This is a genomic window from Plantactinospora sp. B6F1, assembly GCF_040120695.1.
In the GTDB taxonomy this organism is placed as follows: domain Bacteria; phylum Actinomycetota; class Actinomycetes; order Mycobacteriales; family Micromonosporaceae; genus Plantactinospora.
This window is the reverse complement of sequence record NZ_JBEEAC010000039.1, coordinates 19,736-32,189: the sequence shown is the minus strand read 5'-3', so window position 1 is coordinate 32,189 and position 12,454 is coordinate 19,736. Positions and strand designations below refer to the sequence as shown.

The window sequence follows — 12,454 nt, the reverse complement described above, 5'->3', positions numbered from 1 at the left end:
CTTACACTTCGGCCGTGGGGATGCGGAGGTTGCCGCGGGCGGCGGCGGCGAGCGCCTCCGGATAGCCGGCGTCGACGTGCCGGAGCACCCCGGTCGCCGGGTCGTTGCTCAGCACCCGCTCGATCTTCTGCCCGGCCAGCGGGGTGCCGTCGGCGACGCAGACCTGACCGGCGTGGATGGAGCGGCCGATGCCGACCCCGCCGCCGTGGTGGATGCTCACCCAGGAGGCGCCGCTGGCGGTGTTGACCAGCGCGTTCAGCAGCGGCCAGTCGGCGATCGCGTCGGAGCCGTCGGCCATCGCCTCGGTCTCCCGGTAGGGGGAGGCGACGGAGCCGGCGTCCAGGTGGTCCCGGCCGATGACGACCGGGGCGGTCAGCTCGCCGCTGGCGACCATGTCGTTGAACCGGACCCCGGCCCGGTCCCGCTCGCCGTGACCGAGCCAGCAGATCCGGGCCGGCAGGCCCTGGAAGGCGACCCGCTCGCCGGCGAGCCGGATCCACCGGGCCAGCGACTCGTTCTCCGGGAAGAGTTCCAGCACCGCCCGGTCGGTGGCGGCGATGTCGGCCGGGTCACCGCTGAGCGCCGCCCAGCGGAACGGACCTTTACCCTCGCTGAACAGCGGCCGGATGTACGCCGGTACGAAGCCGGGGAACGCGAACGCCCGGTCGTACCCGCCGAGCCGCGCCTCGCCCCGGATGGAGTTTCCGTAGTCGAAGACCTCGGCACCGCCGTCGAGGAAGCCGACCATCGCGGCGACGTGCTTCACCATGGTGGCCCGGGCCCGCTCGGTGTACTCGGCCGGCTTCGCCCGGGCCAGCTCGGCGGCGTCGGCCAGCTCCACCCCCTCCGGGACGTACGACAGTGGGTCGTGCGCGCTGGTCTGGTCGGTCACGATGTCGATCTCGACGCCCCGGCGGAGCAGCTCGGGGAAGACGGTGGCGGCGTTGCCGACCACCCCGGCCGAGAGCGCCCGCCGTTCCCGCTTCGCGGCGAGCACCTGCTCGACCGCCTCGTCCAGTGAGCCGGCCACGGTGTCGAGGTAGCGGGTGGCGACCCGGCGGGCCAGCCGTTCCGGGTCGACGTCGACGATCAGGCAGGCGCCGCCGTTCATGGTCACCGCGAGTGGCTGCGCCCCACCCATCCCGCCGCAGCCGGCGGTCAGGGTCAGGGTGCCGGCCAGCGAGCCGCCGCTCGACTGCTGCCCGTCGGCGCGGGCGGCGGCGAGCTTGGCGGCGACGGCGGCGAAGGTCTCGTAGGTGCCCTGGAGGATGCCCTGGGTGCCGATGTAGATCCACGAGCCGGCGGTCATCTGGCCATACATGGTCAGGCCGAGCCGTTCGAGGCGGCGGAACTCCGGCCAGTTGGCCCAGTCGCCGACCAGGTTGGAGTTGGCGATAAGCACCCGGGGTGCCCACTCGTGGGTCCGTAGCACCCCGACCGGGCGACCCGACTGCACCAGCATGGTCTCGTCGTCGGCGAGCGTGCGGAGGGTCCGGACCAGGGCGTGGTACGACGGCCAGTCCCGGGCGGCCCGGCCGGTCCCGCCGTAGACCACCAGGTCGTCGGGGCGTTCGGCCACCTCCGGGTCGAGATTGTTCATCAGCATCCGCAGCGCCGCCTCCTGCGGCCACCCGGCGGCGGTCCGGGTGGTGCCGCGCGCGGCGCGGATCGGCTCGGGCATCTCAACTCCTCCTGCGGTGGGATCCTGCGGTGGGATCGGTGGCGGTGGCTATCCGACGAACAACTGGCGGCGGGCGGCGGACTGCTCGAACTCCTCCAGCCGGCGCTGGGCGTCGGCCGGTGCGGCGTCGCAGATCGCCTGGAGCAGCACCATGGACAGCGTCATCGGCGCGGTGTGCAGGTCGAAGACGAGCTGGGCGCCGACCGCGGCCGGCAGCACGATGTCGGCGTACTCGGCGGCGGGGCTGACCGCCGAGTCGGTGATCACCACCACCGACATCCCGGCGTCGCGGGCGTCCCGGAGCGCGTCCAGCGACTCCCGGGGGTAACGGGGCAGCACGATGCCGAGCAGCGCGCTCGCCCCGGCCGCCCGAGCCTGCTCCAGCCGGTCGGTCAGCAGCGTCCCGCCGGAGTCGAGGACCCGTACGTCCGGGTGCACCTTCGCCGCGAAGTACGCGAAGTATCCGGCCAGCGGGGCGGCGGCGCGCAGCCCGAGTACGACCAGCGGGCGGCTGCCGGCCAGCAGCGTACCGGCGGCGGTCACCCCGGCCCGGTCGACGAGCTGCTCGGCGAGCCGATCCAGGTTGTCGGCCTCGGCGCGGATCGCCCGCTGCATCTCGTTGCCGGCGGGCGTGCCCGGGTCGGGCCGGCCGGGGCCGGCGGCGGTGATCTCCCGGAGCCGGCGGCGCAACGCCGGATAGCCGTCGTAGCCCAGCGCCATGGCGAACCGGGTCACCGAGGGCTGGCTGACCTTGGCCAGCTCGGCGACCTCGGCCGCGGAGAGGTAGGCCGCGGAGGCGGCGTGCTGGACCAGGCTGTGCGCGATCCGTCGCTGGGTCGGCGTCAGCCGGATGCCCTGGAACAGGTCGAGCACCCGAGTCTGGACATCGCCCGGAAGCGCGCCGGGGAGGTCCGTCGGCGGCGCCGCGATGACAGCGCTGTCATTCACAGCAAGACTCTATGCATAAAATCATTCAACGGGCAATGGGACATCGGGAACCTGGTACAACATTCTGGGTGGATGGTACGAACCTCCGGCGCGCCCTCGCCCGCACCCAACTCGCTCCGGTCGCGGCGTTTCCCAGGCGGTTCATGCGGGTGGCCCGGCACGACGCCCGGGTGATCGGTGCCTCGGTCAGGTGGCTGTTCACCTCCCGCGAGCACCACAACTACACCTACGACCTGACCAGGCTCAGCCGGGAGCACCTCGCCTGGTTCGTCAGCGTGCCCTGTGCGGTGCCGGTGCGGCAGGTGCGGGCGTACCTCGCCGAGATCGAGCAGGACGAGCCGCTGCGGCGGCACATCGAGCGGGCCACCGCCGCCGCCGACCGGCGCGGCCTGGCCGACCGGCGCGTCCGGTACGCCCGCCGGATCGGCTGGTACGCGATCGTCCGGGCCACCCGACCGAGGCACGTGGTGGAGACCGGGGTCGACAAGGGGCTCGGCACCTGCGTACTCGCCGCGGCCCTGCTGCGCAACGCGGCCGACGGCGAGCCGGGGCGGGTCAGCTCGCTGGACATCAATCCGGAGGCCGGCTACCTGGCCAGGGCCGAGCCCTGGGCCAGCGTGGTCGACCTGGTGATCGGGGACTCGCTCGCCTCGATAGCGGCGCTGGACCGCCCGGTCGACCTCTTCCTGCACGACAGCGACCACAGCAGCGGGCACGAGCGCCGGGAGTTCCAGGCCGTCTCCCCGAAGCTGGCTCCCGGAGCGATGTTGCTCACCGACAACGTCATGATGACCAACGTGCTCGCCGAGCATGCCGAGCGGACCGGCCGCCGGTTCCTCGCCTACCGGGAGACCCCGGCCCGGCACTGGTACCCGGGCGACGGGATCGGCATCGCCTGGTGACGGAAGCACTTCACCGGTCGCCGGAACCGCTGTGGCAGGGTGAACTCCATGCGGTTGGTTTCCCTGTACACGTACCCGGTCAAGGGCTGTTACCGGCGCGAACTCGACACCGCCCGGGTGGAACCGTGGGGCCTGGCCGGGGACCGGCGCTGGATGATCGTGGACGAGGACGGGGTAGGCGTCACCCAGCGCCAGGTGGCGGGCCTGGTGGCCATCCGACCGGAACTCCGCCCCGGCGGCTTGGTGCTGCGCGCCGCCGGCCGTCCGGCGCTGGAGGTCGCCGAGCCGATCAGCGCCGAGCCGATCGGCGCCGAGTGGACCGGCGCCGAGTGGACCGGCGCCGAGTGGACCGGCGCCGAGTGGACCGGCGCCGAGTCGACCGGTGGTGAACCGGTCGCGGTACGCGTCTTCTCGAACATGCCCGACGTGCCGGCCCGGCGGGCGGCGTCGGCGGCCGACGACTGGCTCTCCCGGCTGCTCGACCGCAAGGTCCGGCTGGTCTGGCTCGGCGACCCGACGGTGCGCCCGATCCCGGACACCCACCTGGCCGACCCGGCCGAGCGGGTCAGCTTCGCCGACGGCTACCCGCTGCTGCTGGCCAACCGCGCGTCGCTGGACGCGTTGAACTCCTCGCTGTCCGATTCCGGCGACGGCGAGGCGCCGCTGCCGATGACCCGGTTCCGCCCCAACGTGGTCGTCGGCGGCGCCGTCCCGTGGGCCGAGGACGACTGGATCGGCCGTCTGCTCCGGATCGGTCCGGTCACGTTCCGGGTGGCCAAGCCCTGCGGCCGCTGCCTGGTCACCACAACGGACCAGGAGACCGGGGTACGCGGCCGAGAGCCGTTGCGCACCCTGGCGAAGTACCGCCGGATCAACCGGCAGCTGGTCTTCGGCCAGAACCTGGTGCCGGTCTCCGCTCCCGACCCGTCCGGTGCGCTCGGCACGCTCACCGTCGGCGACCCGGTGGAGATCTTGCGAACCGCGTGACGGTTACGGCACCATGCCCCCGATGATCGAGGCGGAACTTCCCGACGGTACGGGCGGCGGTGCTCCGACGGCTGGTCCCGAGCCTGGCGACGGCCGGGATGGGGATCGGAAGCCTTCGCGGCGGCGTACCTTTCGACGTTGGCTGGCCGGTGGGTTCGCGACCGTCTTCGCCGCCGTCCTGGGGCTGGTGCTGGTCTGGCAGTTCTCCGAGCCGGCCGCCTGCGCCGCCGCGCTGGCCGCGCCGCCGCTGGACCGCGTCCCAGCGGCGCTGGACCGTCCGGCACCGCCGCTGGACCGCGTCCCGCCGCCGCTGGACCGCCTGGCGCCGCCGGTCGGTACGACCGTCTACAAGGGAACGGCGTCGCACTACGACGGGGGCAGCTCCGGCGGCAACTGCTCGCTGCCCGGTCCACCCGCCAACCGGCTCTACGTCGCGCTCGGCTCCGGCCAGTACGCCGGCTCGGCCGCCTGCGGCAGCTTCCTGGACGTGACCGGCCCGAAGGGCACCGTCCGGGTGATGGTGCTGGACCGCTGCGCCGGCTGCCCGAACGACAAGATCGACCTGTCCAGGCAGGCATTCGCCAAGATCGCCGACCTGTCCCAAGGCATCGTTCCGGTGCGCTACCGGGCGGTGGTCGACCCGCCGCTGCCCGGCCCGCTCACCTTCCGGCTCAAGAGCGGCGTGTCGCGGTACTGGTTCGCCGTGCAGATAGGCAACCACGGAAACCCGGTCACGTCGGTGGCGGTGAAGCGGGCCGGTGCAGCCTGGCGGGCGGCGAAGCGCGGCTCGGACAACTACTGGGTGATCGACGGTGGGATGGGCCCGGGGCCGTACTCGATCCGGGTGACCGACGCCTACGGGCACGAGGCGGTCGCCACCGGAATCCGACTGACGCCCCGCCAGACGCAGCGCAGCACGGTGCGGCTGTACGAGGATGCCCGGGCGACCGCCGCACCGACTCCGCCCGGCTCACCCACCCCCGGCACCAGTGCCAGCCCGGCCGCGTCGCCGACGCCCGTCCCGGGTACGCCGACCGGAGCGGACCCGTCCGGGCAGCCGGTGGCTGGCGCGGCCGGCGCCGGGGCCCCGGTCGGCCAGAACTGTGCGGGAGAGGGGAGTCGAACCCCTACGCCCGAAGGCACAGGAACCTAAATCCTGCGTGGCTGCCATTACACCACTCCCGCTCGCGCCCAAAGTCTAGACCGACAGCAGGCTCGGTCGTCCAGACCGCCAATGGACTCAGTCGTCTGGACCGACAGGCGGACTCAGTCGTCTGGGCCGACAGGCGGACCTAGTCCAGACCGAGGTCCCGGCGGAGCTTGGCGACGTGCCCGGTCGCCTTGACGTTGTAGAGCGCCCGTTCGATCCGACCTTCCTCGTCGATGACGAAGGTCGACCGGATCACTCCGGTGATCGTCCGCCCGTACGACTGCTTCTCGCCGTACGCCCCGTACGCGACCAGCACCTCGTTGTCCGGGTCGGAGACCAGCGGGAAGGTGATGGCGTCCCGGTCCCGGAACTTCGCCAGCGCGGCGGGGGAGTCCGGTGAGATGCCGACCACCTCGTAGCCGGCGGCCTGGAGGGAGGCGAGCGAGTCCCGGAAGTCGCAGGCCTGCTTGGTGCAGCCCGGCGTCATCGCCCTCGGGTAGGCGTAGAGCACCACCTTGCGGCCACGCAGGTCCTTCAGCGAGAGCGTCTCGCCGGTGTCGGTGGGCAGCGCGAAGTCCGGCGCGGCGTCCCCGGGGGCGAGGCGGATCGGCGAGGTCATGCGGTGACCCTATCGCCTGGGTGGGTTGGAGATTGCGGGGTGGTGTACTGCTCTTGCAAAAGTTTGGCAACAACGACTACCTGCTCCTAGGCTGAGCCGGCGGGACGGATCCCGCGCCGGCATATCCGGGAGGTGGCGTGGACAACCTGGCAATGCACATCTCGAACGGAATCATCAACGGTCCGGTGGCGGCGGCATTCGGGGCGTTGGCCCTGGTGGCGCTCGCGCTCTGCGTGTTCCGCAGCCGACGGGACCTGGACGACCGGCTCGCCCCGATGGCCGGGCTGGTCGCCGCGTTCATCTTCGCCGTCCAGATGCTCAACTTTCCCATCTTCACCGGCGCGGTCAGCGGTCACCTGCTCGGCGGGGCACTCGCCGCGATGCTGGTCGGACCCTGGGTCGGAGCGCTCTGCGTGGCGGTGGTGCTGATCGTGCAGTCGCTGATCTTCGGTGACGGCGGGGTGGCGATGCTGGGCCTCAACATCACCAACATGGCGTTGATCGGCGTCGTGGTGGCGTACCTGCTGATCGCGCTCCTGCTGCGGATCCTGCCCCGTACGGTGAGCGGGCTGGCCACCACCGCGTTCGTCGCCTCGGTGTTCAGTGTGCTGGTCGCCTCGCAGGGCTTCGTCGCGCAGTACTGGCTCGGCGGGACCACCGATGTCGGCAGCAGCCTCGGCGGCCTGGCAGGCACGATGGCCGGCGTGCACCTGCTGATCGGCGTCGGCGAGGGCCTGATCACCGCGACCACCGTGGTCACCGTGGCGAAGGTCCGGCCCGACCTGGTCTACGCGCTGCGCTCGCTGCGTCCGCTTCCGGTCGTCGATCAGCTGCCGGTGGCCGGAGGTGCCCGATGACGACGGGACGAACCCGGATCCCGAAGCGCTCCGGCGCGTTCGTCCTCGGCGGCCTGCTGGTCGCGCTCCTCCTCGCCGGAGTGGTCAGCAACTTCGCCTCGGCCCATCCCGACGGACTGGACTCGTCGCTGCGCGAGGGCTGCACCTTCGATGCCGACGACAACATCACCGGCGGTAGCTGCCCCGCCCAGCAGGCCGAGGAGCACGAGTTGGCGGACTCGCCGTTCGCCGACTACGGGGTCCGGGGCGTCGACAACGCCTTCCTCTCCACCGGGCTCTCCGGGGTGCTCGGCGTGCTGATCACCTTCGCCGTCGGTGGCGGCCTGTTCTGGCTGACCCGCCGCCGCCCGGCCTCCGATGCCGCGCAGGCTTCGGGTCCCGCGCAGGCCGCTTGGTCAGCCCAGGCCGCCGGTTCGGTCCGTACCGCCGGCACCTCGCCCGGCTCTGCGGCCGCCGCCGGGAGCGGTCCTGCGGCCGCCGCCGGGAGCGGTTCGGGTACGCCCGCACCGCGCGACGGTGACTCGTCCACCGCCACTCCCGCCGGTCGGACCGGCTCCGACGGCGCCGAATAGGGGCGCCGGAGATGGGAGCCGGGCACGCGCACGTGCTCTACCGGGACCGAAGGTCAGCGGTGCACCGGCTGCCACCCGAGGTCAAGATCACGGCGATGGTGGTCTTCACCCTCGCCGTGGTCGCCACCCCCCGAGAGGCGTTCTGGGCCTTCGGCGGGTACCTGCTGCTGGTGCTGCTGGTGGCGGCGGTCGCCCGGGTCGGGCTGGGCTGGCTGGCCAGCCGGTCGCTGATCGAGCTGCCGTTCGTGGTGTTCGCGTTCGTGCTGCCGTTCCTCGGCACCGGTGAGCGGGTGAGCTGGCTGTGGCTGGAACTCTCCGTCGACGGGCTCTACGGTGGCTGGAACATCCTGGTCAAGGGGACCCTCGGGGTGCTGGCCTCGCTGCTGCTCGCCGGTACCACCACCATGCGGGACCTGATCCTCGGGCTGGACCGGCTGCGCTGCCCGCAGATCCTCACCCAGATCGCCACCTTCATGCTGCGCTACCTGGACGTACTGGTCGGCGAGGCGCAGCGGATGCGGGTCGCCCGGATCTCCCGGGGCGACGATCCCCGGTTCCTGTGGCAGTTGCGCGGCTTCGCCGCCGGGGTGGGGGCGCTCTTCCTGCGTGCCTTCGAGCGGGGCGAGCGGGTCTACCTGGCGATGGTCTCCCGGGGCTACCAGGGGCGGCTGCCGGCGGCCTGGCTCGACACGGGTGCGGCCACCGCCCGGCACTGGCTGGTCGGGGCGACGGTGCCGCTCGCCGCGACCGGCATCGCCGCCGCCGCCGTCGTGCTGGGTTGACCCCTCCCTATGGTTGGTTGCCGGGGATTTCCGGCTCGGGCGTGCACCCGAACGCCCTCCTCCGCCCGCACAGGAGTCGACGCCATGCCGGCAACGAGCACCACCACCCCGGACCGCCCCTTCCTCCCGATGGCGGGAGCCAGGACATTCCCGGGCGGTGCTCGGTGATCGGGCACGTGCCCGGCGCCGCCGCAGAGCCGCCGTCCCTGGACGTTCGCGGCGTGCGGTTCAGCTATCCCGACGGGCAGGTCGCGTTGCGCGGCGTCGACCTGACCGTGCCGCGCGGCGGGCGTGTCGCCCTGCTCGGCCCGAACGGCGCCGGCAAGACCACCCTGGTGCTGCACCTGAACGGGATTCTCGCCGGCGGCGCCGGCACCGTGACCGTCGGCGGGCTGACCGTGGACCGGGACCGGGAGACCCTGGCCGAGATCCGCCGCCGGGTCGGCATCGTCTTCCAGGACCCCGACGACCAGCTCTTCCTGCCCACCGTCGCCGAGGACGTGGCGTTCGGCCCGGCGAACCTCGGCCTGCGTGGCGCCGAACTGGCCGAGCGGGTGACCGAGGCGCTGACCGCGGTTGGGATGGTCGAGCACCGGGACCGGGCGCCCCAGCACCTCTCCTTCGGGCAGCGCCGCCGGGTGGCGGTCGCCACCGTACTGGCGATGCGCCCGGAGATCCTCGTCCTGGACGAGCCCTCCTCCAACCTCGACCCGGCGGCCCGCCGCGAGCTGGCCGGGATCCTGCGCCGGCTTCCGGTGACCCTGCTGATGGTCACCCATGACCTGCCGTACGCGTTGGAACTCTGTGACCGGTCGGTGATCCTGGACACCGGCCGGATCGTCGCGGACGGGGTGACCGCCGAGATCCTCGCCGACGCCGACCTGCTGGCCCGGCACCGCCTGGAACTGCCGTACGGCTTCGACCCGGCGATCGCCGTCCGGCAACTCGCCGCCAACGGCTGAGTCACCGCTCCGGCGGGCCGCCTGCCCGGCTTGCCGCCGGCACCCCGGTCGAGGCTAACCGCTGACCGCCGGTTCGTCGGCGGGGCGTCCGTCGGCAGGGGGTCCGTCGGCGGGACGTTCGCGAACGGGGGGTTCGTCGGCAGGGGGTCCGTCGGCGGGACGTTCGCGAACGGGGGGTCCGTCGGCAGGGGGTCCGTCGGCGGGACGTTCGCGAACGGGGGGTCCGTCGGCAGGGGGTTCATCGGCGGGGCGTTCGCGAACGGGGGGTCCGTCGGTGGGGCGCTCGTCGGCGGTGGAGTCGGGGTCGTCGGCCGGCAGGCTCACCGACCAGCGGCGGACCGGCGGGCTGCCCGCGGCGGTGCCGGTCGGCCCGGTGCGGGTCGGCCGGCCGGCGGCGTGCAGTCGCAGTACCCCGGCGGCGGCCAGCCCACCGCCGACCGCGATCACCACCGCGATCAGGACCCGGGCCGACCACGCCGGCCAGGGCACCGGGACCACCGAGTGCAGGAAGACCGCCGCGTTCGTCACCCCGGTGAAGAGGGCCAGGCAGGTGCCGGCCAGCGCCAGGACAAAATCGCCGGTCGGTCGCTGGGTCAGCGCGTACGCCCCGGCGGCCAGTGCGGCGACGCCGGTCAGGGTCGGCCAGAGCTGCCCGGTGACGAGCCCGAGCAGCATGCCGCCGAATCCGGCGTCGGCGCCCCGGGCCAGCGCGAAGGCCAGCGCCGCCGCCCCGCCGACCATCGCGAGTACGCCGAGCGCGACCGTGGCCCGACGGCCCGGTCGGGAGTTCCGGGGCAGCACGCCGAGTGCCCCCACCGCCAGTGCGCCGATCAGACTGACGCTCCACCAGGGCAGCGGGTCGGGCGGCGGCTGCCAGTCCAGCGTGCCGCGTATCTCCATCGGGCGCAGTCCGTCGCGCAGCGGCACCACCCAGCCGCCGACCCGGTGCGGCCGGTCCGGGCTGGCCGCGACCTCGGGCGGCGGCGCCTCCTCCAGCCAGCGGCTGCGCTGGTCGTGCCAGCGGACCACCGGCTCGGTGCCGACCCGTCGCCAGGACGGCGGCCGGGTCGGATCGGCCCCGGCCGGCACCGCGGTGTCCCCGGCGAGGGTCCGGTTCAGGTACGTCGCCGGGGAGGCGGTGTTCTCGTAGACGCCGTCGGGGCGGATCTCCAGGTAAGGCTCCCCGGCGTAGCCCAGCACCTCGATGGTGCGCCCTGTCCGGTTGACCAGTTCGAGCCGGGCCCCGCCCTCCACCACCCGTACCCGGAGTCCCGGCAGCGCCGGGGTCACCTCGGTGACCTCGGCGCGGTAGTTGGTGCCGTCCGGGGCGTCGGCGGCGTGCGCGGCAGCCGGCGCGGCGCAGGCGAGTACGCCGACGAGGGCCAGCAGGAGGGCGGCCGCGACCTGTCGGAGCAGCCCGGTCCGGCAGCGGCCGGCTCCGGGGCGGGTCACTTGCCGGCCGCCGCCACCGCCGCGGTGATCGCCTCGGCGCTGGCCTGCACCTTCGTGCCGTTGACCAGCACGGTCGGGGTGCCGGTCACTCCGGCCCGGGCGGCCTCGTCCGTCACGTGCTTGGTCCATTTCTCGAAGGTATTCTCCTCGACGCAGTTGCGGAAACTGTCCCCGGCCAGCCCGATGCTGGTGGCGACCTCGACGAGCTGCTCGTCACTGAGCCCGGGGCCGCCCTCCGGCGGCTGCCGGTCGAAGAGCGCCCTCGAGTACTCCCGGTACTTGCCGCTCTGTGCCGCGCACCCGGAGGCGGCGGACGACCGGGTTGAATACCTGGTGCTGGAGAAGCGGTCGAGGAACGCCACCGGGTGGTAGGTGACCCGTGCCTTGCCCTCGGCGACGAGCTGGTCGAGGGTAGCGCCGGCCTGCTGCTCGAAGGTGCGGCAGATCGGGCAGATGAAGTCCTCGTACACGTCGATGTTGACCGGTCCGGAGCCGATCACGATGCCGGTGCCCTCCGGGTTGGCCCCGCCCGGCGGGGTGAAGTCGCCGGCATCCTGGCTGGCCGAGACGCCCCAGCCGATCAGCCCGGCGATGATCAGCACGATGACCGCGCCGACCGAGGTCCACAGGGTGCGCTTGCGGCGCCGCTCCCGGGCCAACTGCTCCCGTACGACCCGGGCGGGCCGGCGTTGCCCCTTGCGATTCCGGTCACTCGCACTCTGGCGATTCCGGCCGCTCGTCCCCCTGGGATTTCGGTCACTCGTCCCCTTACGGTTCCGGTCGCTCATCGTCGCCCTCCTCCTCGCGGGTGTCCCGAACCAACGCCGCGTCCACCGAGATCGGGGTACGCGGCCAGATCAGCAGGAAGCCGGCCAGTACCAGGAAGCCCACGTCGCGGAGGATCTCCGTGCCATATGTCGGATCCTGGCCGGCGGCGAGGTCACCACCGCTGCCGAAGCAGCCGCAGTCGATGGAGAGGCCACGGGTCCAGGCCGAGACGATTCCGGCGATGAAGATCACCAGGAGCGCCGCGGAGATCCCGGCGGCGAGCCGGGTGGCGAGCCCGACCAGCAGGATCAGCCCGAGGGCGAGTTCCACGAACGGCAGCGCCGCGCCGATCACCATCGCGAGGTCGTACGGGAAGATCTTGTACGCGCTGACCGCCCGGCCCGAGGCGGCGAGGTCGCCAACCTTGGTCCCCCCGGCGACCAGCCACACGGCGGCGAGACCCAGCCGGGCAGCCGTGCCGAGCCACGGGCGGGCGGCCCGCCAGCGGCGACGGCCCGCTGCCGGGGTGCTTGCTGTGGTCCGCTCAGTCACAGTCATTTAGTCGTCTGGGTGGGTGAAAGGGTTTCCGGCTCGGCTGTGGCGTCGGTCTCCGGACGCCGTACCGGGTGAGATCACGCTCACCAACGGTAGGGGGGATTGTCGTGACAGGTGGGCATTACCGGGCATAAGCCGCCGCCGTCGTCGGCCGGTCCACAATCTGGACCGCGTCGTCTGGTCGGGAACTTTTCCGCGCCCGGTGCCGACTATCGATCC

12 protein-coding genes, 1 tRNA gene and 1 pseudogene are annotated in these 12,454 nt (G+C 72.9%); 7 read left to right on the top strand and 7 right to left on the bottom strand.

All coding sequences use genetic code 11. The features are described 5' to 3' along the window. Window position 1: 1 nt before the first annotated feature. Window positions 2–1,681 (bottom strand): urocanate hydratase, encoded by a 1,680-nt coding sequence (gene hutU / locus ABNF97_RS30005; RefSeq protein ID WP_349340583.1) that lies wholly within the window; start codon window positions 1,679–1,681, stop codon window positions 2–4. 48 nt (window positions 1,682–1,729) lie between these two features. After that, the gene (locus ABNF97_RS30000) at window positions 1,730–2,611 is read right to left on the bottom strand and encodes an SIS domain-containing protein (protein WP_130466254.1); all 882 of its coding nucleotides are present in this window, start codon (window positions 2,609–2,611) and stop codon (window positions 1,730–1,732) included. 86 nt (window positions 2,612–2,697) lie between these two features. On the opposite strand from ABNF97_RS30000, the gene ABNF97_RS29995 reads away from it, so the two are divergent. Genes ABNF97_RS29995 through ABNF97_RS29985 form a run of 3 tightly spaced genes read left to right on the top strand, consistent with a single transcriptional unit; the run spans window position 2,698 to window position 5,671 of the window. Next, window positions 2,698–3,531, top strand: coding sequence for an O-methyltransferase (locus ABNF97_RS29995; protein WP_349340582.1), 834 nt, complete (start codon window positions 2,698–2,700; stop codon window positions 3,529–3,531). Window positions 3,532–3,579: 48 nt separating this feature from the next. Continuing rightward, window positions 3,580–4,518, top strand: a complete 939-nt coding sequence (locus ABNF97_RS29990; protein WP_130464600.1) for an MOSC domain-containing protein — start codon at window positions 3,580–3,582, stop codon at window positions 4,516–4,518. A gap of 13 nt (window positions 4,519–4,531) precedes the next feature. Further along, window positions 4,532–5,671 (top strand): expansin EXLX1 family cellulose-binding protein, encoded by a 1,140-nt coding sequence (locus ABNF97_RS29985; protein WP_349340593.1) that lies wholly within the window; start codon window positions 4,532–4,534, stop codon window positions 5,669–5,671. Here the strand turns inward: ABNF97_RS29985 and ABNF97_RS29980 are convergent. Together ABNF97_RS29980 and bcp are read right to left on the bottom strand one after the other, a co-directional pair. Then, window positions 5,623–5,703: transfer RNA gene (locus tag ABNF97_RS29980), tRNA-Leu, on the bottom strand. The genes ABNF97_RS29985 and ABNF97_RS29980 overlap by 49 nt on opposite strands. Before the next feature lie 107 nt (window positions 5,704–5,810). Then, entirely contained in the window at window positions 5,811–6,287 is a 477-nt protein-coding gene (gene bcp, locus ABNF97_RS29975) for a thioredoxin-dependent thiol peroxidase (RefSeq protein ID WP_130464599.1), read from the bottom strand. 137 nt (window positions 6,288–6,424) lie between these two features. Between bcp and ABNF97_RS29970 the strand changes: the two genes are divergently transcribed. The 4 genes and pseudogenes from ABNF97_RS29970 to ABNF97_RS29955 all read left to right on the top strand — a co-directional run bounded on the left by ABNF97_RS29970 (window position 6,425) and on the right by ABNF97_RS29955 (window position 9,460). Beyond that, window positions 6,425–7,144, top strand: coding sequence for an energy-coupling factor ABC transporter permease (locus ABNF97_RS29970; protein WP_349340581.1), 720 nt, complete (start codon window positions 6,425–6,427; stop codon window positions 7,142–7,144). Beyond that, a pseudogene (locus ABNF97_RS29965) lies at window positions 7,141–7,536 on the top strand (PDGLE domain-containing protein); the annotation flags it as partial. The gene ABNF97_RS29970 and the pseudogene ABNF97_RS29965, both read left to right, overlap by 4 nt. 191 nt (window positions 7,537–7,727) lie before the next feature. Beyond that, the gene (gene cbiQ, locus ABNF97_RS29960; protein ID WP_349340580.1) at window positions 7,728–8,498 is read left to right on the top strand and encodes a cobalt ECF transporter T component CbiQ; all 771 of its coding nucleotides are present in this window, start codon (window positions 7,728–7,730) and stop codon (window positions 8,496–8,498) included. Between the two features lie 164 nt (window positions 8,499–8,662). Then, window positions 8,663–9,460 carry an energy-coupling factor ABC transporter ATP-binding protein gene (locus ABNF97_RS29955; protein ID WP_349340579.1) on the top strand — a complete coding sequence of 266 codons (798 nt, stop codon included), beginning with the start codon at window positions 8,663–8,665 and terminating at the stop codon, window positions 9,458–9,460. A 54-nt stretch (window positions 9,461–9,514) separates the two neighbouring features. Here ABNF97_RS29955 and ABNF97_RS29950 read toward each other — a convergent pair whose 3' ends face one another. The 3 genes from ABNF97_RS29950 to ABNF97_RS29940 are packed head-to-tail and all read right to left on the bottom strand — an operon-like array spanning window position 9,515 to window position 12,232. After that, window positions 9,515–10,912, bottom strand: coding sequence for a hypothetical protein (locus ABNF97_RS29950; protein ID WP_349340578.1), 1,398 nt, complete (start codon window positions 10,910–10,912; stop codon window positions 9,515–9,517). After that, window positions 10,909–11,700: a DsbA family protein gene (locus tag ABNF97_RS29945; protein ID WP_349340577.1), complete on the bottom strand. Its 792-nt coding sequence runs from the start codon at window positions 11,698–11,700 to the stop codon at window positions 10,909–10,911. Before ABNF97_RS29945 ends, ABNF97_RS29950 begins: the two co-directional genes overlap by 4 nt. After that, on the bottom strand, window positions 11,681–12,232 hold the full coding sequence (locus tag ABNF97_RS29940) for a DoxX family protein (RefSeq protein ID WP_349340576.1): 552 nt from the start codon (window positions 12,230–12,232) through the stop codon (window positions 11,681–11,683). The genes ABNF97_RS29945 and ABNF97_RS29940 overlap by 20 nt, the downstream gene beginning before the upstream one ends. Between the last annotated feature and the right edge of the window lie 222 nt (window positions 12,233–12,454).

Bases quoted from the DNA above. Each gene is read 5' to 3' on its own strand.
- hutU (WP_349340583.1), bottom strand. From the start codon at position 1,681: ATGCCCGAGCCGATCCGCGCCGCGCGCGGCACCACCCGGACCGCCGCC.
- ABNF97_RS29990 (WP_130464600.1), top strand. From the start codon at position 3,580: ATGCGGTTGGTTTCCCTGTACACGTACCCGGTCAAGGGCTGTTACCGG.
- ABNF97_RS29985 (WP_349340593.1), top strand. From the start codon at position 4,532: ATGCCCCCGATGATCGAGGCGGAACTTCCCGACGGTACGGGCGGCGGT.
- bcp (WP_130464599.1), bottom strand. From the start codon at position 6,287: ATGACCTCGCCGATCCGCCTCGCCCCCGGGGACGCCGCGCCGGACTTC.
- cbiQ (WP_349340580.1), top strand. From the start codon at position 7,728: ATGGGAGCCGGGCACGCGCACGTGCTCTACCGGGACCGAAGGTCAGCG.
- ABNF97_RS29945 (WP_349340577.1), bottom strand. From the start codon at position 11,700: ATGAGCGACCGGAACCGTAAGGGGACGAGTGACCGAAATCCCAGGGGG.